The sequence below is a fragment of the Amycolatopsis sp. NPDC098790 genome, assembly GCF_044759945.1.
In the GTDB taxonomy this organism is placed as follows: domain Bacteria; phylum Actinomycetota; class Actinomycetes; order Mycobacteriales; family Pseudonocardiaceae; genus Amycolatopsis.
On the sequence record NZ_JBIWAI010000005.1, the window covers coordinates 350,773 to 370,730 of the forward strand.

Annotated in this window: 20 protein-coding genes; 9 read left to right on the forward strand and 11 right to left on the reverse strand. The window is 71.1% G+C overall.

Annotated features, from left to right (window positions below; all coding sequences use genetic code 11):
* The first annotated feature begins 14 nt into the window (after positions 1-14).
* A complete protein-coding gene (locus ACIQWX_RS35195; protein ID WP_400880632.1) occupies positions 15-626 on the forward strand; it encodes a TetR/AcrR family transcriptional regulator in 612 nt (203 codons plus the stop codon).
* Here ACIQWX_RS35195 and ACIQWX_RS35200 read toward each other — a convergent pair.
* The 3 genes from ACIQWX_RS35200 to ACIQWX_RS35210 are packed head-to-tail and all read right to left on the reverse strand — an operon-like array spanning position 601 to position 3,747.
* Positions 601-1,620: a YhjD/YihY/BrkB family envelope integrity protein gene (locus ACIQWX_RS35200; protein WP_400880635.1), complete on the reverse strand. Its 1,020-nt coding sequence runs from the start codon at positions 1,618-1,620 to the stop codon at positions 601-603. The two genes, ACIQWX_RS35195 and ACIQWX_RS35200, sit on opposite strands and share 26 nt — an antisense overlap.
* 56 nt (positions 1,621-1,676) lie before the next feature.
* Positions 1,677-2,468 carry a transglutaminase family protein gene (locus ACIQWX_RS35205; protein ID WP_400880638.1) on the reverse strand — a complete coding sequence of 264 codons (792 nt, stop codon included), beginning with the start codon at positions 2,466-2,468 and terminating at the stop codon, positions 1,677-1,679.
* A 52-nt stretch (positions 2,469-2,520) separates the two neighbouring features.
* Entirely contained in the window at positions 2,521-3,747 is a 1,227-nt protein-coding gene (locus ACIQWX_RS35210; RefSeq protein WP_400880641.1) for a cytochrome P450, read from the reverse strand.
* A gap of 234 nt (positions 3,748-3,981) precedes the next feature.
* Between ACIQWX_RS35210 and ACIQWX_RS35215 the strand changes: the two genes are divergently transcribed.
* Positions 3,982-5,139 (forward strand): steroid 3-ketoacyl-CoA thiolase, encoded by a 1,158-nt coding sequence (locus ACIQWX_RS35215; protein ID WP_400880644.1) that lies wholly within the window; start codon positions 3,982-3,984, stop codon positions 5,137-5,139.
* Positions 5,140-5,182: 43 nt separating this feature from the next.
* Entirely contained in the window at positions 5,183-5,980 is a 798-nt protein-coding gene (locus ACIQWX_RS35220; protein WP_400880647.1) for an alpha/beta fold hydrolase, read from the forward strand.
* 30 nt (positions 5,981-6,010) lie between these two features.
* Here ACIQWX_RS35220 and ACIQWX_RS35225 read toward each other — a convergent pair whose 3' ends face one another.
* Genes ACIQWX_RS35225 through ACIQWX_RS35240 form a run of 4 tightly spaced genes read right to left on the reverse strand, consistent with a single transcriptional unit; the run spans position 6,011 to position 10,018 of the window.
* Positions 6,011-7,213, reverse strand: a complete 1,203-nt coding sequence (locus ACIQWX_RS35225; RefSeq protein ID WP_400880650.1) for an amidohydrolase family protein — start codon at positions 7,211-7,213, stop codon at positions 6,011-6,013.
* Positions 7,210-8,625 carry a sodium:solute symporter gene (locus ACIQWX_RS35230; RefSeq protein ID WP_400880653.1) on the reverse strand — a complete coding sequence of 472 codons (1,416 nt, stop codon included), beginning with the start codon at positions 8,623-8,625 and terminating at the stop codon, positions 7,210-7,212. The genes ACIQWX_RS35225 and ACIQWX_RS35230 overlap by 4 nt, the downstream gene beginning before the upstream one ends.
* A complete protein-coding gene (locus tag ACIQWX_RS35235; protein WP_086670897.1) occupies positions 8,622-8,819 on the reverse strand; it encodes a hypothetical protein in 198 nt (65 codons plus the stop codon). The genes ACIQWX_RS35230 and ACIQWX_RS35235 overlap by 4 nt, the downstream gene beginning before the upstream one ends.
* 5 nt (positions 8,820-8,824) lie before the next feature.
* The gene (locus tag ACIQWX_RS35240) at positions 8,825-10,018 is read right to left on the reverse strand and encodes a M20 family metallopeptidase (RefSeq protein ID WP_400880656.1); all 1,194 of its coding nucleotides are present in this window, start codon (positions 10,016-10,018) and stop codon (positions 8,825-8,827) included.
* A gap of 86 nt (positions 10,019-10,104) precedes the next feature.
* Between ACIQWX_RS35240 and ACIQWX_RS35245 the strand changes: the two genes are divergently transcribed.
* The gene (locus tag ACIQWX_RS35245; protein WP_400880659.1) at positions 10,105-11,226 is read left to right on the forward strand and encodes an Lrp/AsnC family transcriptional regulator; all 1,122 of its coding nucleotides are present in this window, start codon (positions 10,105-10,107) and stop codon (positions 11,224-11,226) included.
* A gap of 579 nt (positions 11,227-11,805) precedes the next feature.
* Here ACIQWX_RS35245 and ACIQWX_RS35250 read toward each other — a convergent pair.
* From ACIQWX_RS35250 to ACIQWX_RS35265, 4 genes are all read right to left on the reverse strand, one after another.
* Positions 11,806-12,738: an SCO0930 family lipoprotein gene (locus ACIQWX_RS35250; RefSeq protein WP_400880662.1), complete on the reverse strand. Its 933-nt coding sequence runs from the start codon at positions 12,736-12,738 to the stop codon at positions 11,806-11,808.
* A gap of 44 nt (positions 12,739-12,782) precedes the next feature.
* Positions 12,783-14,231, reverse strand: coding sequence for a DUF1996 domain-containing protein (locus ACIQWX_RS35255; RefSeq protein WP_400880665.1), 1,449 nt, complete (start codon positions 14,229-14,231; stop codon positions 12,783-12,785).
* A 370-nt stretch (positions 14,232-14,601) separates the two neighbouring features.
* Positions 14,602-15,393 (reverse strand): zf-HC2 domain-containing protein, encoded by a 792-nt coding sequence (locus ACIQWX_RS35260; RefSeq protein ID WP_400880668.1) that lies wholly within the window; start codon positions 15,391-15,393, stop codon positions 14,602-14,604.
* Positions 15,394-15,400: 7 nt separating this feature from the next.
* The gene (locus ACIQWX_RS35265; protein WP_400880671.1) at positions 15,401-15,961 is read right to left on the reverse strand and encodes a sigma-70 family RNA polymerase sigma factor; all 561 of its coding nucleotides are present in this window, start codon (positions 15,959-15,961) and stop codon (positions 15,401-15,403) included.
* Positions 15,962-16,225: 264 nt separating this feature from the next.
* On the opposite strand from ACIQWX_RS35265, the gene ACIQWX_RS35270 reads away from it, so the two are divergent.
* From ACIQWX_RS35270 to ACIQWX_RS35290, 5 genes are read left to right on the forward strand one after another with little or no spacing between them, the layout of a single operon-like run.
* Entirely contained in the window at positions 16,226-16,786 is a 561-nt protein-coding gene (locus tag ACIQWX_RS35270; RefSeq protein WP_400880674.1) for a hypothetical protein, read from the forward strand.
* Complete coding sequence (locus ACIQWX_RS35275; protein WP_400880677.1) at positions 16,770-17,555, forward strand: DUF4142 domain-containing protein; 786 nt, start codon at positions 16,770-16,772, stop codon at positions 17,553-17,555. The genes ACIQWX_RS35270 and ACIQWX_RS35275 overlap by 17 nt, the downstream gene beginning before the upstream one ends.
* Positions 17,548-18,165 carry a ferric reductase-like transmembrane domain-containing protein gene (locus ACIQWX_RS35280; RefSeq protein ID WP_400880680.1) on the forward strand — a complete coding sequence of 206 codons (618 nt, stop codon included), beginning with the start codon at positions 17,548-17,550 and terminating at the stop codon, positions 18,163-18,165. Before ACIQWX_RS35275 ends, ACIQWX_RS35280 begins: the two co-directional genes overlap by 8 nt.
* Position 18,166: 1 nt before the next feature.
* On the forward strand, positions 18,167-18,397 hold the full coding sequence (locus ACIQWX_RS35285; protein WP_310974825.1) for a ferredoxin: 231 nt from the start codon (positions 18,167-18,169) through the stop codon (positions 18,395-18,397).
* Complete coding sequence (locus ACIQWX_RS35290) at positions 18,390-19,829, forward strand: NAD(P)/FAD-dependent oxidoreductase (RefSeq protein WP_400880683.1); 1,440 nt, start codon at positions 18,390-18,392, stop codon at positions 19,827-19,829. The genes ACIQWX_RS35285 and ACIQWX_RS35290 overlap by 8 nt, the downstream gene beginning before the upstream one ends.
* Positions 19,830-19,958 lie beyond the last annotated feature (129 nt).

The window sequence follows — 19,958 nt, forward strand, 5'->3', positions numbered from 1 at the left end:
ACGCTCGACCCACCATGCCCAGACTCGCCGACCACGAGCAGCGCCGCCGCCAGATCGCCGAAGCGGTCTGGCGGATCGCCAGCACGCGCGGGCTCGAAGACGTGTCGCTGCGCAAGGTCGCGGCCGAGGCCGGCGTCTCGCTGCGGCTCGTCCAGTACTACTTCGGGACGCGCGACGACCTGCTGCTCGGCGCGCTGGAGATCCTCAACGCCGACGCCGGGGAGAGCATCCGCGCGGAGCTCGGCCCCGAGGAGGACGCGGCGCCGCGCGAGGTGCTGCGGGCCATGCTCGTCGGGATGCTGCCGGTCGGCGACGAGCGCCGCACGCGCTACCTCGTGCACCTCGCGTACTTCGTCCGGTCGCTTTCGGACCCCGGGCTGGCGTCGGCGTTCAGCGCCGCGCCGCCCGACCTGGAACGGCTGACCGCGGACCTGCTGGCGTGGGGCCGCGACCGCGGGGAGGTCGCCCCGGACCTCGAGCTGCTGCCGGAGGCCGAGCTGCTCCTGTCGAGCGTCGACGGCCTGCAGACCAGCATCATCCTGGGCCAGCGGACACCGGAAGCGGCGATCGCGCTGATCGACCACCAGCTCGACCGGCTCTTCAGCCTCGCGAACGTCGCCACTTGAGCGCGAGCAGCGTCCCGACCACCCCTGTCACGACCCCGACGGTGGCCGGCACCGCGACCGGCGGGTCCACCACGACCACCGGGTTCAGCACCACCGGCGCCGGCGGCTGGACCGGCTTCGGCGGCGCGTCCGAGCCGGTCGCCGTCCACGCCGTGACGTAGACGAGCAGCCGCGCGACGAGCGAGATGAAGAAGATCAGGCCGATGACCGAGCCGAACGCGATGCCGGTCGGCGAGTCGCCGATCAGCCGCAGGTAGAAGCCCCCGGCCAGCTTGAGCGCCTCGAACCCGACGGCCAGGGCGACCGCGCCGCGCACCGCGCTGCGCACGCCGACCTTCTGCCGCGGCAGCCGCGTGAGCACCCACAGGAACACCAGCCAGTCGGCGGCCAGCGACAGCGGGACCGAGGACGCCGACACGAGCTGGTGCCCCCAGCTCGTGTCGTCGAGGCCGGCGAGCCGCAGCAGGTAGCTGCCGAGCGCGGTGCCGGAGATGGTGAGCGTGAACGACACGAGCAGCGCGGCGCTCAGGCCGAGCAGCGCGAGCAGGTCGACGGCGATGAGCCGCAGCAACGGCTGGTCGGACCGGTTCTGCCCCCACAGCGCCGTCAGCGAGTCCCGCAGCGCGTTCATCCAGTTCCAGCCGGAGTAGAGGCCGATGACCAGACCGAACACCCCGACGCTCGTGCGCTGCTCGACGAAGCCGGTGAGCAGGTCGGTGGCCTTGTCGCCGAGCCCGCCGGGCAGCGTGGAGACGATCGCGTGGACCATCGTGTCGAGCAGGTGCGGCTGGCTGGCCAGCACGAACCCCGCGACCGACGACGTCACCATCAGCAGCGGAACCAGCGAAAGCAGGCTGAAGTAGGTGATGGAGGCGATGTAGTGGTAGCCACCGGCGTCGATGTAGCGGTCGGCGGCGCGGGCGATGTGGTCCAGCCACCGGTACCGGGCGCGGGCCCGGGCCCAGGGGCTCGGGGCCTTCGGGGAACTCTTCACGGACTCTGTCTACCCAGCCGGAGGCCACTTCGCGCAGGCAACACGCGGTCGGCCCATCAGCTCAGGACGACGAGCCCCGTGCCGTCGTCCACCGGGAGGGCGGCGTCGGTCGTCGCGAAGACCGTGCTGCCGAGGAAGTCGAGCTCGCAGCCGAGGGTGGCGAGGAAGGACGTGTCCGCGGCGTCGCGGCCGGTGGAGATCCGCAGCATGGTCTGCCGCGGCGCGAGGCGGGTGGCGTCGAAGACGTACCAGTGGCCGTCGATCGCGGCCTCGAAGACGGCGTGGAAGTCCATCGGGGAGAGGCCGGGCGCGTAGACGCCGACGTAGCGGGCGGGGATGTCGAGGAACCGGCAGAGCGTGACGCAGACGTGCGCGAAGTCGCGGCAGACGCCTTCGCCGGCGAGCAGGGTGTCGATCGCGTCGTCGGTGGGCCGGCTGGAGCCGACCACATAGGACAGTCGCTCGTGGACGTTCCGGACGACGGCGTCGACTTTCGCCTTGGTGCCCTTGGCTTTGATCGCCGCGGGCGGGACGAGCCCGGCGACGCGGTCGGAGGGGCAGTACCGGCTGGGCCGGGTGAAGACGGCGACGTCGGCGAGCGTGACCGGCTCGGGTTCGGGGTCGGTCAGCGCGCGTTCGGCGTGGTAGGTGACGCGGTGTTCGCCTTTGGGCAGGGTGAAGACCTCGGCGCGGGTGCCGTGGTCGAATTCGGCGAGCTCGCTGTCGCCGTGCCAGGAAACGGTGAGCTCTTCGGTGTCGGCGTGCGCGGCGGCGACGGAGATCGCCGCGGGCCCGGGTGCGGTGACGCGGAAGGAGAACTCGACGTCGACGGTCGCTCGCGGGGCCATCGGGCCATGATGCCACCCGGCCCCGGCGAGCGCGTCCCGTCGGCGGTCCGGCTCAGGCGTACCGGACCGGGTAGTGCTTGATCCCGTTCAGCCAGCTCGACCGCAGCCGCACCGGGGGTGCCGCCTCGGTGATCGCCGGCATCACGTCCGCGATCGCGTTGAAGATCAGGTCGATCTCCAAGCGGGCCAGGTTCGCGCCGATGCAGTAGTGCGAACCCGTGCCGCCGAAGCCGACGTGCGGGTTGTCCTCGCGGAGGATGTCGAACTTCTCCGGGTCCTCGAACACCTCGTGGTCGAAGTTGGCCGAGCTGTAGAACATCCCGACGCGGTCGCCCTTGCGGATCTGCGCGCCGCCCAGCTCGGTGTCGCGGGTGGCCGTGCGCTGGAACGCGACCACCGGGGTCGCCCAGCGGACGATCTCGTCCGGCGCGGTCTTCGGCCGCTGCTCCTTGAACAGCTCCCACTGGTCCCGGTGGTCCATGAACGCCTTCATGCCGTGGCTGATGGCGTTGCGCGTCGTCTCGTTGCCGGCGACCGCGAGCAGGATGACGAAGAAGCCGAACTCGTCGGAGCCGAGCGCCTCACCGTCGACGTCGGCGTGGATCAGCTTCGTGACGATGTCGTCCATCGGGCACTTGCGCCGGTCCTCGGCCATGTTCCAGGCGTAGCCGATGAGCTGCGCGGACGCCTCGAGGGGCTCGACCTCGTACTCGGGGTCGTCGTAGGCCACCATCTGGTTCGACCAGTCGAAGATCTTGAGCCGGTCCTCCTGCGGGATGCCGATCAGCTCGGCGATCGCCTGCAGCGGCAGCTCGCACGCGACGTCGGTGACGAAGTCGCCCGACCCCTTCTTGCGCGCTTCCGAGACGATCCGCTCGGCGCGGTCGCGCAGGGTGTCCTCCAGCTTCGCGATGGACCGCGGGGTGAAGCCCTTCGACACGATCCGCCGCAGCTTGGTGTGCTGCGGGGCGTCCATGTTGAGCAGCACCAGGCGGTTCGCGTTGAGGTTGTCCTCGGTCATGCTCTCGTCGAAGCGGATGATCGCCGTCTTCTCGCTCGACGAGTACAGCGTGCTGTCGCGGGACACCTCCTTGACGTCCGCGTGGCGCGAGACGACCCAGTAGCCGTCGTCGCGGAAGCCCGCGGTGTTGTGCTTCTGGGGGTTCCACCACACGGGGGCGGTCCGCCGGAGCTCGGCGAACTCGTCCACGGGCAGCCGTTGGGCGTAGAGGTCCGGGTCCGTGAAGTCGAAACCGGCGGGGATGAGCGGAGCGGCCACGGTGCCTCCCACGGTTCGCCTTTGAAACACGTTCTAACGGCGATTGAAGCATACGGTGTTAACTTGCGGAAGACCGTTCAGTGAAACCCGTTAACTTGACCGATGAGGCCAGGTGAGCGACCGCTCACCGGACGTAGATCAAGATCCCGTCGAACCTGGGACCGCTTGCCACAAACGATAACTTGTTCTAGTTTTCTGGCTACTGGACAAGAGTTCCCCGACGAAAGGGACGACATGGGCGTGCCGGTCATCGTCGAAGCCGTGCGGACCCCGATCGGCAAGCGGGGCGGGCTGCTGGCCGGCCTGCACGCGGCCGAGCTGCTGGGCGCCGCGCAGCTGGCCCTCCTCGACCGCGCCGGGATCGACCCCGCGCTGGTCGAGCAGCTGATCGGCGGCTGCGTCACGCAGGCGGGCGAGCAGTCCAACAACGTGACGCGCACGGCGTGGCTGCACGCGGGCCTCCCGGAGACGGCGGGCGCGACGACGATCGACGCCCAGTGCGGCTCGGCGCAGCAGGCGACCCACCTGGTCGCGGGGCTGATCGCGGCGGACGCCATCGAGGTCGGCGTCGCGTGCGGGGTCGAGGCGATGAGCCGGGTGCCGCTGGGCGCCAACCGGGCCGGCGCGTCGCCGCGGCCGTCGTCGTGGTCGATCGACTTGCCCAACCAGTACGGCGCCGCGGAGCGCATCGCGGTCCGGCGCGGGCTGACGCGCGCCGACGTCGACGCGTTCGGCGCCGCGTCCCAGCAGAAGGCCGCGGCGGCGTGGGAAGCCGGACATTTCGACCGCGAAGTGGTGCCGGTGAAGGCGCCGGTGCTGAGTTCTTCCGGTGACCCGACGGGCGAAACGCGGCTGGTCAACCGCGACCAGGGTCTGCGCGAGACGACGGTCGAAGGCCTGGCGCGGCTGAAGCCGGTGGTCGAGGACGGGATCCACACGGCGGGGACGTCGTCGCAGATTTCCGACGGCGCGGCGGCTTTGCTGCTGATGGACTCCGCGCGCGCGTCTTCGCTGGGGTTGCGGCCGCGGGCCCGGATCGTGGCGCAGGCACTGGTCGGCGCGGAGCCGTACTACCACCTGGACGGCCCGATCCGCGCGACGGAACGGGTGCTGTCCCGGACCGGGATGACGGTGGGTGACGTGGACCTGTTCGAGGTGAACGAGGCGTTCGCTTCGGTGGCGTTGTCGTGGCAGCAGGTTGTCGAGCCGGACGAGTCCCGGGTGAACGTCAACGGCGGCGCGATCGCGCTCGGCCACCCGGTGGGCAGCACGGGAGCGCGCTTGCTGACGACGGCACTGCACGAGCTGGAGCGCCGCGACGCATCGACGGCTTTGGTGACGATGTGCGCGGGCGGCGCCCTGTCCACGGCAACGGTCGTCGAACGGCTCTAGCCCCCGGCCGGTGCGCCGTCCGGCTTGTGCTTGACTTCGGTGCATGATCTCGGAAAGCCGTTGCCCGGTGGAGAACGGCGAGCTCCTCGTCCGCCGCGGCGGCGAGGGGCCGGCGCTGCTGCTGATCCCGGGCGGCACCGGGTCGGGCGACTCCTACCGCGCGCTGGCGAAGCTGCTGTACGCGGACTACACGGTGATCACGTACGACCGGCGCGGCCACTTCGGCAGCACGGACTCCACGACGGGCCCCGTCCCGGTGCCGCTGCAGGCGGACGACGCGCGGGCGGTGCTGGACCACGTGGGCCTCGGCCCGGCTCTGGTGTTCGGCACGAGCGCGGGGGCGCTGATCGGGCTGGACCTGGTGGCCAGGTTTTCGGATCACGTGACGACGCTGGTGGCGCACGAACCCCCGGCGGTCCACCTGATGCCGGACGCGGGAGCGTGGCTGGAAGCGGCCTCGGAGCAGGTCCGCCTGGCCCGGTCGGGCGAGCTGATGACAGCGGTGACCCGTTTCGCGGACGCGATCGCCGGCGCGGCTTTGCCGGATCTGCCGAACATGCGGCTGCCCCACGAGGCCGACTGGATCCGGCTGTTCGACCGGGAGCTGACGGAGTTCTTCGACTACCTGCCGGATTTGCGAGCGCTGCGCAAGGCGAGCACGGAGATCATCCCGGTGGCGGGCGAGGGCAGCCGGGGGCGGTACCACTACCAGCCGGCGAAGATCTTGGCTTTGGAGCTGGGGTTGCCGTTCACGGAGATGCCCGGGGCGCATCTGGCTCCGCAGCGGAACCCGGCGAAGTTCGCGGCGGCGTTGAAGGACCTGCTGAGCCCGGAGCTCTGACCGGTCCGGACAGCACCAGGTGCCTGGGCCTCAGACCACCCGTACCCCGTCCTTCCAGACCTCCCGGATGTTCGACGCCAGCCCCGGAAAGTCATAGGGATCCCCGGAAACCACGACCAAGTCCGCCCGCAACCCGGGCTCGACCCGCCCCAGCTCGCCGTCCAACCCCATCAACCGCGCAGCAGACGACGTCGTCGCCTCCAGGACGTCCCCCGGGGTCATCCCGCAAGCCGCCATCAACGCCAGCTCCTCGAGGTTCGTCCCGTGCGGCCCCACTCCGCTGTCCGTCCCCATCGCGATCCGGACCCCCGCCGCATACGCGCGGCGGACCGAATCGCGGTGCGCCTCCACCACCTCGCGCGCCTTCGCCACCACCGCGGCGGGCAAATCCACTCCCGCGTCCGCCGCCCGGACCACGTTCACCGGGGCGATCAGCGTCGGGACCAGCCACGTCCCGTGGCCGAGCATCAGCTCGATCGCCTCGTCGTCCAGGTAGATCCCGTGCTCGATCGACCGCACGCCCGCGCGGACCGCGTTCTTGATGCCCGCCGCTCCCTGGGCGTGGGCCATCACCGGGCGGCCCTGGGCCGCCGCCTCCGCCACCAGGACCTCCAGCTCCTCCGGGGTGTACTGCGAGTGGCGCGGGTCGTCGCGCGGGGACAGCACCCCTCCCGTCGTGCACACCTTCAGCACGTCCGCTCCCGCGCGCAGGAGGGTTCTGGCGACCCGGCGCATCTCGTCGGGGCCGTCGGCCGTCGCGTCCGGGCGGCCCGGGTGCGGGACCAGCAGCGGGACGCACAGGCCGGACGGGTTCCAGCTGTCGCCGTGGCCGCCCGTCTGGCTGATCAGGCCGATCGAAATCTGCAAGCGCGGCCCCGGGATCAGGCCGTCGTCCACCGCCTGCTTGATGCCGAGGTCCGCGCCCGACGCGTCGCGGACCGTCGTGATCCCCAGCCCGAGCGTCGCCCACAGGTTCCGCGCCGCTTCGTAGAACTGGTAGGAAAACGGCTTCTGCACGCGGGCCAGCAACCCGATGTCCGACACCGTGACGTGCACGTGGCAGTCGAACAGTCCCGGCAGCAGCACCGCGCCCGAGCAGTCGACGCCCTCGTCGCCGTCCAGGTCCGTGCCGACGTCGACGATCCGGCCGTGCTCGACCACCACATCGGCCGGCGCCGGGTCCGCGCCCGTGCCGTCGAACACCGAGCCGCCGGTGAAAACCGTGCGCGTCACGCCGCCTCCACGAGTGCAGTCTTGCGCGGCGCCACGACCGCGGCCAGTGCGAGCACGACGACGTTCACGCCGAGCCCGATCAGCCCGACGTTGACCGTGCCCGCGAAATGGGTGTCCACAAAGGTCAGCCAGACGACGACCAGCTCGCCCGCGATCAGCCCGGCGAACACCGGGCCCTTGCCGACCGGTACCCGCTTCAGGAACCCCAGCAGGTTGGCCGGGGCCAGCTGGACCGACCCCGAATAGGTGAGCAACAGCAGGTTGGCCAGCAGGTCCGGCCGGAAGATGCCGAGCACGAGGGCAAGGGTACTCGCGAGCACAACCGTGCCGTGGTTGATCCAGAACTGCTTGCGTCCGCTGCGGACGCGGACTATGTTGCGCGCCACCAGCGACGAGATGCCGATCAGGATCCCGGCCGCCGGCACCATCGCGGTGGCCGTCGCGGCGACCACGACGACGCCGGTCACCCACTGCGGCAACGCGTCCTTCGACAGCGTCAGCAATACGCCGTTCGGGTCACTCCCCTTCGGCACCACGATGATCGCCGCGAAGCCGATCAGCATCGGCAGCAGCAGCGACAGCTCGTACACCGGCATCCAGGTGTAGTTGCGGCGCAGCACCTTCGGGTCGCGTGCGGACATCAGCGCCGGCCACGAGTGCGGCAGCGTCATCAGCCCGACGCCGATCGCGCTGACCAGCATGCTCGTCACGAACCACACGTGGTCGTTCGCTCCACTGTGGACGATCAGCTTCTCCGGGTGCAGCTGCTCGATCTTGTGGAACACTCCCCCGATGCCGCCGGCGAAGTGCGTCGGCACGGCGATGATCAGCACCACCAGCGCGACCAGCATGATCCCGTCCTTGAAGTAGGACGTCGCCGCGACGCCGCGCAGCCCGGCCCACAGCACGAACGCCACCACCAGCACGCTGCCGGTGACCATGCTCAGCGTGCCGGACGCGCTGTCGCCGGTGACCAGCCGGACGATCAGGCCGAGCCCGGTGATCTGCAGCTGCAGGTACGGCAGCACGAAGACCACGCCCAGCACCGCGGACAGCGTCCCGAGCGCCCGGCTGGCGTAGCGGTCCTCGAGGAAGTCGCCCTGGGTGAGGTAGCCGCGCTCCTTGCCCATCGTCCACAGGCGTTTCGCGAGGAAGAACAGCACGACGTAGGCGATCGGCACGTACGGCAGCGCGTACATCGCCGCGACGCCGCCGGAGAACGCGAGGCCGGCCATACCGAGGAAGGTGAAGGTGGTGAACACCTCGCCCGCCTGCAGGAACCACATGGTGAGCGCGCCGAAGCGGCGGCCGCCGACGGTCCACTCGGCCAGGTCGGCGACGGGCTTGCGCCGGCCGAGGAAGCCGAGGACGCCGATCAGGACGATGCCGGCGAGGGTGAACGTGAGGATCACGGCTCCTCCTCCCGCCCGCGCATCAGGCGCTCGGACAGCAGCAGCGCCGGGGTGAACATGAGGCACCAGAACGCGCCCCACACGATCATCCGCGGCAGCCCGAGCCACAGCCCGGTGGTGTTGACGAACGGCAGGAACGGCATCAGGACGAGCGCGACGACCGGGAGCACGGGCGGCCAGTGGTAGCTGCGCACGGGCGTCACCCCGCCAGGAGCGCGAGCCGGCGGACGGCGAGTTCGGCCAGCAGCGCGGCGCCGTCGCCGAGGACGCCGTCGTCGAAGCGGGCGCGCGGCGAATGGTTGTCCGGCGCGGTTTCCGGGTCCGTCGGGCAGGCACCGAGGAACAGGTACGCGCCGGGAACGCGTTCGAGGACGCGGGAGAAGTCCTCCGAGCCGGTGATCGGATCGGCCATCTCGGTGAACCGCTCTTCGCCGAAGACGTCACGGATGGTGTCGGCGACGAAGTCGTACGCGGCGGCGTCGTTGACCGTCGCCGGGTACTCGGGTTCGTAGGTGACTTCGATGTCGAGGCCGTGCGCCTGGGCGATGCCGCGGCAGACCTGGACCGCGCGCTCCCCCACCTTCGCCGCGACCTCGGGCGAGAACGACCGCAGCGTCGCCTCGAACTTCGCGTCGTCCGGGATGATGTTGCGCCGGGTGCCGGCGTGGAACTGGCCGACCGTGACGACGACCGGGTCGAAGACGTCGAAGGTGCGCGTCACCATCGTCTGCAGCGCGGTCACCATCTCGCAGGCGGCGGGGATCGGGTCGCGGGCGTCGTGCGGGGACGAGCCGTGGCCGCCGTCGCCGAGCACGCGGACCTCGAGGGCGCCCGAGGCCGCCATCAGCGTGCCGGGCCGGGCCGTGAACTGGCCCTTGGCGTAGCTGGCGGCCGAAACGTGCAGGCCGTACGCGGCGTCGACGTGCTTGCCGGACGCCGTCAGGACGCCTTCCTCGATCATGTGGCCGGCGCCGTCCCAGCCTTCTTCGCCGGGCTGGAACATGAAGACGACGTCGCCGGGCAGGTCTTCGCGGCGGGCGGCGAGCAGGCGGGCCGCGCCGACCAGGCCCGCGGTGTGCAGGTCGTGGCCGCAGGCGTGCATGGCGCCGTCGACGGTCGAGCTGAACTCCTCGCCGCTGTTCTCGGTCACCGGGAGCGCGTCCATGTCGCCGCGGAGGAGGACGGTTCCGCCCGGTTTGCCGCCGCGGAGGACCCCCGTGATCGACGAGAGGTTCTTGCCGAGGCTGAGTTCGAGGGGCAGGCCGTCCAGGGCGGTGAGCACCCGTTCCTGGGTGCGCGGGAGGTGCAGGCCGATTTCGGGGACGCGGTGCAGGTCGCGGCGCAAGGCGACCAGGTCGGCGAGCAGGTCGGCGGCGTCGGAGCGCAGGGTCATCCGCAGATCATGCAAGTGTCGAGCACAATGGCCGTGGAAAAGCCCTGAAACCACCGCTGCGAGGGCCGATGACCGAAGAATCCGCCATGTTGACCGAGCAAGATCTCAAACTGGTCGACGCGCTGCAGGCCGCGCCGCGGGCGTCGTGGTCGACGCTCGGGCGCGCACTCGGCCTGAGCGCGGTGACCGCGGCCCGGCACTGGGACACGCTGGTCGAGCGCGGCGACGCGTGGCTGACCGCGTACGTCGGCGGCGAGCTGAGCGCGCGGCTGACCTTGGCGTTCGTCGAGATCGAGTGCGTACCCGGGACGGCGCTGTCGGTGGCGGCCGCACTGGCCGCGGACCCGCACGTGGCGACCGTCGAGTACGTGGCCGGGCCGTGCGACCTGCTCGCCCACGTCGTCGCGCCGAGCCTGCGCGAGCTGGGGGCGCACGTGCTCGACCGGGTGGCGGCGGTGCCCGGGGTGGCGCGGGTGCGGACAATGCTGTCGCCGCGGATGTTCACCGAGGGCAGCCGGTGGCGGGTCCGGGCGATCTCGCCGGGGCAACGGGAGGCGCTGTCGGCGAAACCGGCGAGGAACCGCGCGCCGCTGCGGTTCGACGACGCGGACCGCGCGCTGATCCTGGCCCTCGGGGTGGACGCGCGGGCGTCGGCGGCTTCCCTGGCGGCCGAACTCGGCGTCGGCGCGACGACGATCCGGCGCCGGCTGGACGCGCTGCTGGCCCGGGGCGCGATCCGCGTCCGGTGCGAGATCGCGCGGTCGGCGTCGCCGGCACCGGTCACGGTGACGCTGTGGCTGAGCGTGCCGCCGGACAAGCTGGAGACGACCGCGCGGTCGCTGGCGATGCTGCCGGAGGTGCGGATGTGCGCGGCGCTGACCGGGACGGCGAACCTGATGCTGGTGGTGTGGCTGCCTTCGCAGCACGACACGCTGGGGCTGGAGGCGGTGCTCGCGGCGAAGCTGCCGTGGCTGGAAGTGGTCGCCCGCGCGGTGACGCTGCGGAACGTGAAGCTGATGGGCCGCCTGCTCGACGCGGCGGGGCGCGGAGTGGGCCGGGTGCCGCTGGACTTCTGGGCCGCGGTCCCCGTGCCGGAGCACGGGGACCGCAGCGTGGGCCGGTCCGGGGATGAGGGGGGTGAGGTGGAGGGAAGCATCCACCGGACCGGGGTTCGAGGGGCCGGCTTCGGGGCCTGGCTTGGGAGCTGACTTCGGTGCTGAGGAGCGGGGCCGGCGCCGCGGTCGAGGGCTTCGAGGCCCCCCTCGGGGACTGGCTTCGAGCCGCCGGCCCGAGGGTCTTGCCGCTCTCCCCTGCGGGAGTTCCTTGGGCGACTGCGCCTTCGGTGCGCCGGCCTGGTGGCCGAGGGCGGGCTCCGGACTGTCTTGAATGAGTCATTCAGGTCACCGGAGGTCCTGAATGACTCATTCAAGACACACCGGCACCGGGTGAGCGGAAGGTTTGCGGGACTGGTGCGGGGAGGAGTTCCGGCGCGGTGGACTCGGGGGGTGAGGTGGAGGGAAGAACGTCCACCGGCCGGAACTCGCGGGGCGGGAACGAGCTCCCGCCTTCTTCCTCCTTCGCTGATCCGGCGCACCGGATCGGTGGGGGGTGAGGAATCCCGGCCCGGGGGACTTGGGGGGTGAGGTGGAGGGAAGTGTCCACCCGGGCCGGGGCTCGGGGCGCGGGACCGGAGTCCCGCGGTTCTTGCGGGTGGTGCAACCGGCCCGGCGGACTGGGGGGGGTGAGGTGGAGGGAAGTGTCCGCCGGGCCGGGGTTCGTGGGGCGGGTCAGTACCCGCCGGCCGTCGAGGTCGCCGCTTCCGGCCGGCGCGACGGGTCCACTCTGCAGCCACTGGGTTCCATGGCGTACCAGGTGTTCCCGGCGCCGTGGCCGGTCGCCTCGCCGGGCGCGCTGTCCTTCGCGTACGTGTAGACCGGCCAGCCGCCGATCGTCACCTGCTTGCGGCCGTCGGTGCGGGTCAGCTGGCCGATCAGGCCGGTGTCGATGGCCGGGGCCACCGTGATGCGGCCGTCCACCAGCAGTGGCGGCCACGTCTTCGCGCACGTGCCGTCGCAAGTGGACTGTCCGGCACCGCGGCCGTCCTTGGTGAACAAGTAGAGCGTGCGGCCGGCCTGGTCGGTGACGACCGGGCCGAGGCCGTCGATCTCGGTGGCGCCGAGGGTGGTCGACGCCGCCGCCTTCTCGCCCGCCGGGGTGATCGCCGCCCAGTCCGCTCCGACGTTCTGGCCGAGCGCGATGCCGGCGCCGGTGTCCTTGGCGTAGGTGTACACCGGCCAGCCGGCGACCGTCACCTGCTTGCGCCCGTCGGGCCGGGTGACCAGGCCGACGAGCCGTCCGTCCACTCCGGCCGCCGACGCCGGGGAGTCGGAGACCAGCGGGGGCCACGCCTGCGCGCAGGCATCGTCGCAAGTGGCCCGTGACGGCTTCGCGGAATCCTTGGCGTAGCGGTAGAGCGTGTGGCCCGCGGCGTCGGTGAGGACCGCGCCGAGACCCTCCACTGTGGACGTCGTCAGCTGGGCCTCCACTCCCGAATTCCCGGAGACTCCGGAGCTCGCCTGAACCGTGCTCGCCGAGAGCTGCTGCTGCGCGGCCGGCTGGACCGCACCGGACGTGGCGTACGGGTTGGTCCCGCACGCCGCGACCAGCGCGACACCGGCGACGGTGACCACGGCAGCGGCACTCGGACGAGCACGGTTCATCGGACGTTCTCCCTCCTGGTGCGGAGTGATCCTGACTGGCGAAGCTATTCCGCGCAGGCCTTGCCGGAGTTGATGCAGTTGACCAGCCGGCCCATGATCTTGCGGTTCATCACGTTCGCGAAGTCGTCGTGGTCGGACCGCGGGTTGTGCTTCTCCTGGGCGAAGGCGTCCACTTTGTACTGACCGTTCTGCTGGACGTCCTGCGGGATGTCGTAGACCAGCGTCACCTGCAGCTGCGGCACGTTCTTGAAGCCCTGCGGGCACTTGCCCTGCTGGTTCGCGAACACGATGTGCGTGCGGTGGTTGGCGCTGTCGGTGTTCTTGCCGTCCCAGCAGTTCGGGAAGGCGTGGATGCGCTCGACCTTGCTGCCGGCCGGGCAGATCGGGTAGAGGTCGGTCAGCCGGTCCTCGAACCCGGTGCACGTCCAGCTGGGCCGGGCGTTGGCCGGGCCGTTGGTGCTCTGCTTGGCGTCACCGTAGAGGACGCGCAGGCCGAGCGGCATCGCGACGACGTTCCGCGCGCCGCCACCGATGAACTTCAGCGTCGCGGACTCCGGCTCGATGATCTCGCCGTCGTTGTCGCCGACCTCTTCGTTTTCGCCCTCGGGGCCGCCGAGCTCCTCGGCCGGCGGTGCGGCGGCGGAGCTGCTCTGGTTCTGGCCGCCGTTGTTCTGGCCGCCGCGCCGGCGGTCCTGGTTCTGCTGCTGGTCCTGCTGGTTCTGGCCGTCCTGCTGCTGCTGGGCGTTCTGGTCACCGCCGCGGCCCGCGCCGCCACCGGTGTTGCGCCGCTTCTGCTGCTGGCCGTCCTGGTTCTGCTGGTCCTGCGCGTTCTGGTCCTGACCGTCCTGCGCGTTCTGGTCCTGCGCGTTCTGGTCCTGGGCGTCCTGGTTTTCCGCGTCCTGGCCCTGCCCGGCCTCTTCCGCGGCCTGGGCGTCCTCGGCGCTCTGGTCCTGCTGGACGTCGCCGGTCTTGCCCTGCTGGTCCTGCTGGGCCTCCTGGTTCTCGTTCTCGTTGGCCGCGTCGTCTTCGCGGTCGATGCGGATCACGGGCCAGAAGTACGCCGACTTGTCACCGTTCTTGCAGGTGGTGTCGCCGGCGAGGAGGCTCTTGAGGTTCGAGTCGGCGTCGGTGGTCACGTTGCCGACGTAGTCGTGCAGGTGCTGAGCGCCGTTCTTGATCCCCGGCTGCGCGATGAAGTTGTCCGGGTTGTGGTGCGCGCCGTCCGCGTTGGTTCCACAGTCGACGGTGAAGGAACCCTGCGCACCCTTCTTCTGCAAGGCCGCGTTGACGTTGTTGCCGGCGGGAACCTTGTTGATGTCGATGAAGAACGACGGGTCCGCGGGGTCCGCGCTGGCCTCGCCCGTGCGGCCCGTGGTGACCGCGACGGCGAGTGCGCCGACGGCGATCGCCAGGCCGATCGCACCCATCGCGATCTTGGTTCGGCGGGCGACGCGATGCTTGCCCGTCACGGGGGACCGAGAATTCCGGGCCATAGACTAGTTCACCTCGTTCGTCATTCCGGGCACGCCGAACACCGCGGTGGCCCGGGCAAGAACTACCGTTAGTTGAGGTCGAGATCGCACGGAACCTGCGGGGATGCTTCCGGTTCCGGCTGTCGGGATGCATCGGGGGATGCATTGGGGGATACGGACGCCGGCGCGGTGAGGTTCAAAAGCGACCAGCCCGTTATCTTTTCGTTATCTAGCGGAACGCAACCGGGCGCCATTCACCCAGGTCACGGCTTTGCAGCCGAAAAAAGGAGTCGGGAAAGAGTCGTTCAGCGCGCCGGACGTCGTGCACGACCCGTTCACGACGTGAACCGCGGGCCGCGCGGATACGTGGTTCAGACCAGAAGAGGAACAGTCAGCGCTGCACGACGACGAGCACCGTGCCGTCGTCGCCGCGGACCTCGAAGCGGCTGATCTGCTCCACGGCGAGCGAAGTGGAACCCTGCAGCCGCAACGGGTCCGGTGAGCCCGGGATGCCGAACCCCTTGGGCGGCACCGACCAGCCGGACACGACGCGGTCGTCGCCGGTCGTCGAGATGGCGATCAGCTGGCACTTGAGCGGTCCGACGATCCCGCGCAGCTCGAGGTCGACGCGGCTCCCCCACTCCACCGGGGACACCGTGACGACGGCGCTGACGGCCGACCCGCCGCTGCCGCGGCCGTAGGTCTGGCCGCCGCCGGGCTGGCTCGGCGCACCGCTGGACGGTGGTGGCACGGACGTCGCCAGGACGCTCGTCGCGGGCGGCGGCTGCTTGCCGGCCGGCGCGGCGAGGGAAGCGGGCGGGACGGCGTCGGCCGGGCGGACCGCGAGGGTCACCAGCGGGCCCGCGATCACCGCGGCGGCGGCCGCGGCGCCGGCGAGGATGCCGATCCGCTTGCGGCGGCGGCGCTTGACGGCGGCCTCTTCCATCAGGCCGCGCAGGACGCGGGGCCCGGGCGCGAGGGTGCGCGGGCTCGGCGCCGGCATCGGGGGCTCCGGCCAGCTGCGCTTGACGAGGTCGAGGACGTCCGGCAGCTGGTAGAGCTCGATCAGGTCGAGCTGGCAGTGCGGGCAGTTCATCAGGTGGGCTTCGAACTGGGTGCTCTCGGCCTCGCTGAGGACGCCGAGCACGTACGCGGCGACGTCGGTGTGTGCGGACCCGGCCACCCTCAGTTCACCCCCGCTCCCGCAGGGCCCGGCGCAGGGCGCGGACGGCGTGGTGGATGCGGGACTTGATGGTGCCCGGGGGCACGCCGAGGGTCGCCGCGACCTCGTTCACGGTGCGATCGCGCAGGTAGGTCTGCTGGATGGCCTCCCGCTGCTCGGGCGAAAGGCCCTGCAGCGCCTCGTAAACGATCATCGCGGCGAGCGTCCGGTCCGACTCGTCGGACACCGCGATCGCGTCGGATTCGATCTCCTCGAGCTCCTGGGGCCGGACACTGCGGCTGCGCCAGCCGTCGATGACGGTCCGCCGGGCGACGGTGAACAGCCACGCGCGCAGCATCTCCGGCTGGCGGTCGAGCTTGTCCGCGTTCCGCCACGCCTTGATCAGGGTCTCCTGCACGACGTCTTCGGCCCACTGCCGGTCGTGGCCGGTCAGCCGCAGCGCGAACGCCATGAGGGACCCGCCGAACTCCTGGTAGAGCGCCTTCGCCAAGTCATCGGAGGCGTCGTTCGGCTCGACAACGACTTCCTGATCTTGAACGGGTCTCAGCGCTCGGGTGTGCCGTCCCACGCGGGACATCCTGGTGCTCCGAAGGGCCTACGTCCAGTACCAAACGGTCCCAAAACTTTTTTGAACCGTTTCCGGACCGTGTCCGTATCCCCTACCGAAGACCCCGACAAGGCGTTGTCCCCCGCAACGCTCCGCATCCACTCCGGACCGAATGTCCACTGTGGATCCTTCGCGCGCATTTCCGCCTCACCCCAGGCTACTGCGCGTAGTCATGCCCTCGGAGGAGCAGTGATACGCATTCCCCGTACGGTGGTCCCCGCCGCCGTGTGCCTCACCGCACTCGCCCTGCTCACCGCCTGTACCGCCGGCGCGGCCACCACCTCGGGCGGCTACGCCGCGGGTGGCGGTGCCGGCATGCAGATGCCCGGTATGCAGCAGCAGGCCCCGATCATCGCGATGCCGCAACCGATCACGGCCACCCCGAACGACCCGATGAAGAGCCAGCTCAGGGCCGCGAAGACGTTCGACCTCGGCCTGATGCTCGTCGACGGGACCGGCTTCACGATCTACCGCTACGACCGCGACACCACCAACCCGCCCCGCTCGAACTGCAACGACGCGTGCGCGACCAAGTGGGTCCCGGTCAAGGCCGGTGGCCCCGCGCCGATCGACGTCGACCAGTCGCTGATCGGCCAGCTCAACCGCGACGACGGCACCCAGCAGGCCACCCTCGCCGGCTGGCCGCTCTACCACTACGCCGGCGACAGCGAGCCCGCCGACACGTCCGGCCAGGGCGCGGACCAGGCCTGGTACCCGATCGCGCCGGACGGCACCAAGATCACGCTGACCCAGGACCAGTGGAGGGAAAATGCTTTCGGCCTCTGAGCTCGTGGGGCTGGAGTCCCCCGTCGAGCGTTCGCGCCCGCTGGTCCGGACCCTGTTCGTGCTGGTCGCCGTGCTGACGCTGCTCGCGTCGATGTCGCCGGCGTCCCTCGCCCAGAGCACGGCGGTGTCGGACACCGACGCGGTGCTGCTGACCAAGGTCCGCCAGGCGGGCCTGTGGGAGATGCCCTCGGGCATGATGGCGATGCAGAAGGGCAGCCCGAAGGTCCAGGCGGTCGGCTTCGCGATCATGATGGACCACGGCCGGCTCGACGTCGCCACGCGCGCGCTGTCGCAGAAGCTGAACTCGCCGGTCCCCGACCAGCCTTCGGCCGAGCAGATGGGCTGGCTGGCCGAAGAGATGGCCGCGCCCCCCGGTGCGTCGTTCGACAGCGTCTTCGCCAACCGGCTGCGCGCCGCGCACGGCGCGGTCTTCGCGGTCCTCGCGCAGTTGCGCGCCGGCACCCGCAACGACGACGTGCGGGCCTTCGCGACCGTCGGCAACCAGGCGGTCATGCGGCACATGACGATGCTCGAGAGCACCGGCATGGTCGACTACACCGCGCTCCCCGCGCCTGCCGTCTCCACCACGGCCGCGCCCGCCGGGCAGCCGCTCGGCCTCGACACGTCCCAGATCGCCGTGGTGGGGGCGCTGTTCCTCCTGGTCGGCGGCGGCCTCTTCTACGTGCTGCGCCAGATCAAGGGCAACCGCGGCCGCGCCCGGGCGTCCCGCCGGCCGGCCACCGTCAGAACCGGGGGCACCCATGGTTGAGATCTGGCACGACGCGACGATCTTCGTCACCCAGCAGTTCCAGCCGAAGACCGACCCGGCGGCCCGCGGCCTCGCGGCGTTCGCCGCACGGGCGTCCTACGCGGCGATGATGCTGACGCTCACCTGGGGCGTGCTGACCGCCACCGGCTGGGTGCGCTCGGTCACCGGCCGCAAGGCGCTGCGCAGCTCGCACATGGTGCTGGCCACCGGAACGCTGATCTTCGGCGGCGTCCACGCGCTGGGCTTCTTCTACCTGACGGTCCAGCCGTACAGCCTGCAGTACCTCTTCCTCCCCTTCCTCTCGGGCCAGGAGACCCGGCACAGCATCGGCATCGTCGGCTTCGAGGTCATGCTCGCCATCGCGCTCACCGCGGGCCTGCAGCGGTTCACCTCCTACCGCCGCTGGCTGTGGCTGCACCGCTGCGCGTACCCGGCGGTCGCGCTGACCGCGCTGCACGCGTGGTTCGGCTCGATCGCCAACGGCCACCTCGCGGTCGTCTGGCTGGGCGGCATCACGCTGCTCATCCCGGCGGTCACGGTGTCGCTGCTGCGGTTCATGCCCGCGCGGACCCTCGAACGCATCGGCCTCGTGGAAGAGCAGGTGGCCTGACATGCCCTTCCGACTGCCCGGCAACGGGCCCCGGATCAGCGTCGACAACGACCGCTGCGAGCTCTACGGCATCTGCGCCATGGAGGCACCGGACGTGTTCGACCTCGGCCAGGACGGCCGCCTGCGCTTCCACACGCGGCTGCTCGACGAAACCACCATGGAACAGGCGAAGATGGCGGCCCGCTGCTGCCCGATGCAGGCGGTCGTGATGAGAGGGGACCTCGATGGCTGACGGCGACCGGATCGTCATCGTCGGCGCGGGCGTCGCCGGGCTGCGTGCCGCGGAACGCCTGCGCGAACAGAACTTCGACGGCGAGATCGTCCTGATCGGCGACGAAGCCCGGCGGCCCTACCACCGGCCGATGGTCTCCAAGGCACTGGTCATGGGGACCGAACGGCCCAGCGACGTGGGCCTTTCGCACTACCTGCCGGACCTCGACGTGCACTGGCGCCTCGGCGCGCGGGTCACGCACCTCGACACCACCGAGCGCGTCGTGCACCTGCCCGGCGGCGAGTCCCTCTGGTACGACGGCCTGATCGCCGCGACCGGCGTCTACCCGCGGCACCTGCCCGGGTCGCCGCGGCACGACCCGCGGGTGCGGATCCTGCGCACGGTCGAGGATTCGATGGCCGTGCGGCGGTGCCTGCACGCCAGCAAGAAGCCGGCCGTCGTGATCGGCGCCGGCCTGATCGGCAACGAGTTCGCCGCGAGCATGCGGCACATCGGCCGGGACGTCACCCTGGTCGGGCACGCGAAGGCGCCGCTGCACCGCTTCGGCGACCGCGTCTCGAGCGGCATCGTCGAGGCGCACCACGAGCACCGCGCGAAGCTGGCGATGAAGAGCGAAGTGCGGCACTGGATCAGCACGAAGGACACCGTCGGGCTGCACCTGACGAACAACCAGCTGCTGGTCGCCAGCGTCGTCGTGCTCGCCATCGGCAGCGTCCCGTCGGTCGACTGGATGCGCGGCTCCGGCCTCGACATCAGCGACGGCGTGCTGTGTGACTCGAAGCTGTTCGCCGAGGGCGCTTCCGACGTCGTCATCGCCGGGGACATCGCGCGCTGGCCGAACCTGCGGTTCGACGAGACCCCGCGGCGGGTCGAGCACTGGATCAACGCCGTCGAATCGGCCCGGCACGCGGCGGACAACCTGCTGATGGGCCAGTCCAGCGCCAAGCCGTTCACGCCGCTCCCCCGCGCGTGGTCGACGCTGTACGACACGCGGCTGCAGATGTGCGGCATGCCGTCGCTGGCCGAGGACACCGTGACGCTGGCGGACGGCATCACCGGCTTCATCCGCGACGGCCAGCTCGTCGGCATCTCCGCGTGGGACAAGCCGCGCGCGATGCTCGACTGGATGGCCGAGCTCGACCGCCGGCTGCCCGCGCCCGACTACGTGCCGGAGCCGGAGCCCGCTCCCGCCCCGGAGGTCGCGGAGGTCCCCACGGTCGAACCGGCGGTCGCCGCCCTGGCGGCCGACGTGCCGACGGAGTTCGACAGCGGCTTCGACCACCAGGCCTTCGAGCGCGAGTTCGAGAGCGAGTTCGCCAACGACATCCCCACGACGGCGTTCCCCGCGCTGGCGGCCCCGCCGACCACGGCGTTCGCCGCCCAGCCCGGTGCCGCGGCGCCGCCGACCATGGCCATCCCGATGGGGAGGTAGTGAAAGCCGGGACGTGGCTGCGCGCGGCGGCCATCGTCCCCTCGCCGGTCACCACGCCCCCTCCGCGGCTGGGCGGTGTGGTGACCGGCCCCCTGCGACATCCGGGGCTCCGCCACCTGGAGCCCCGAC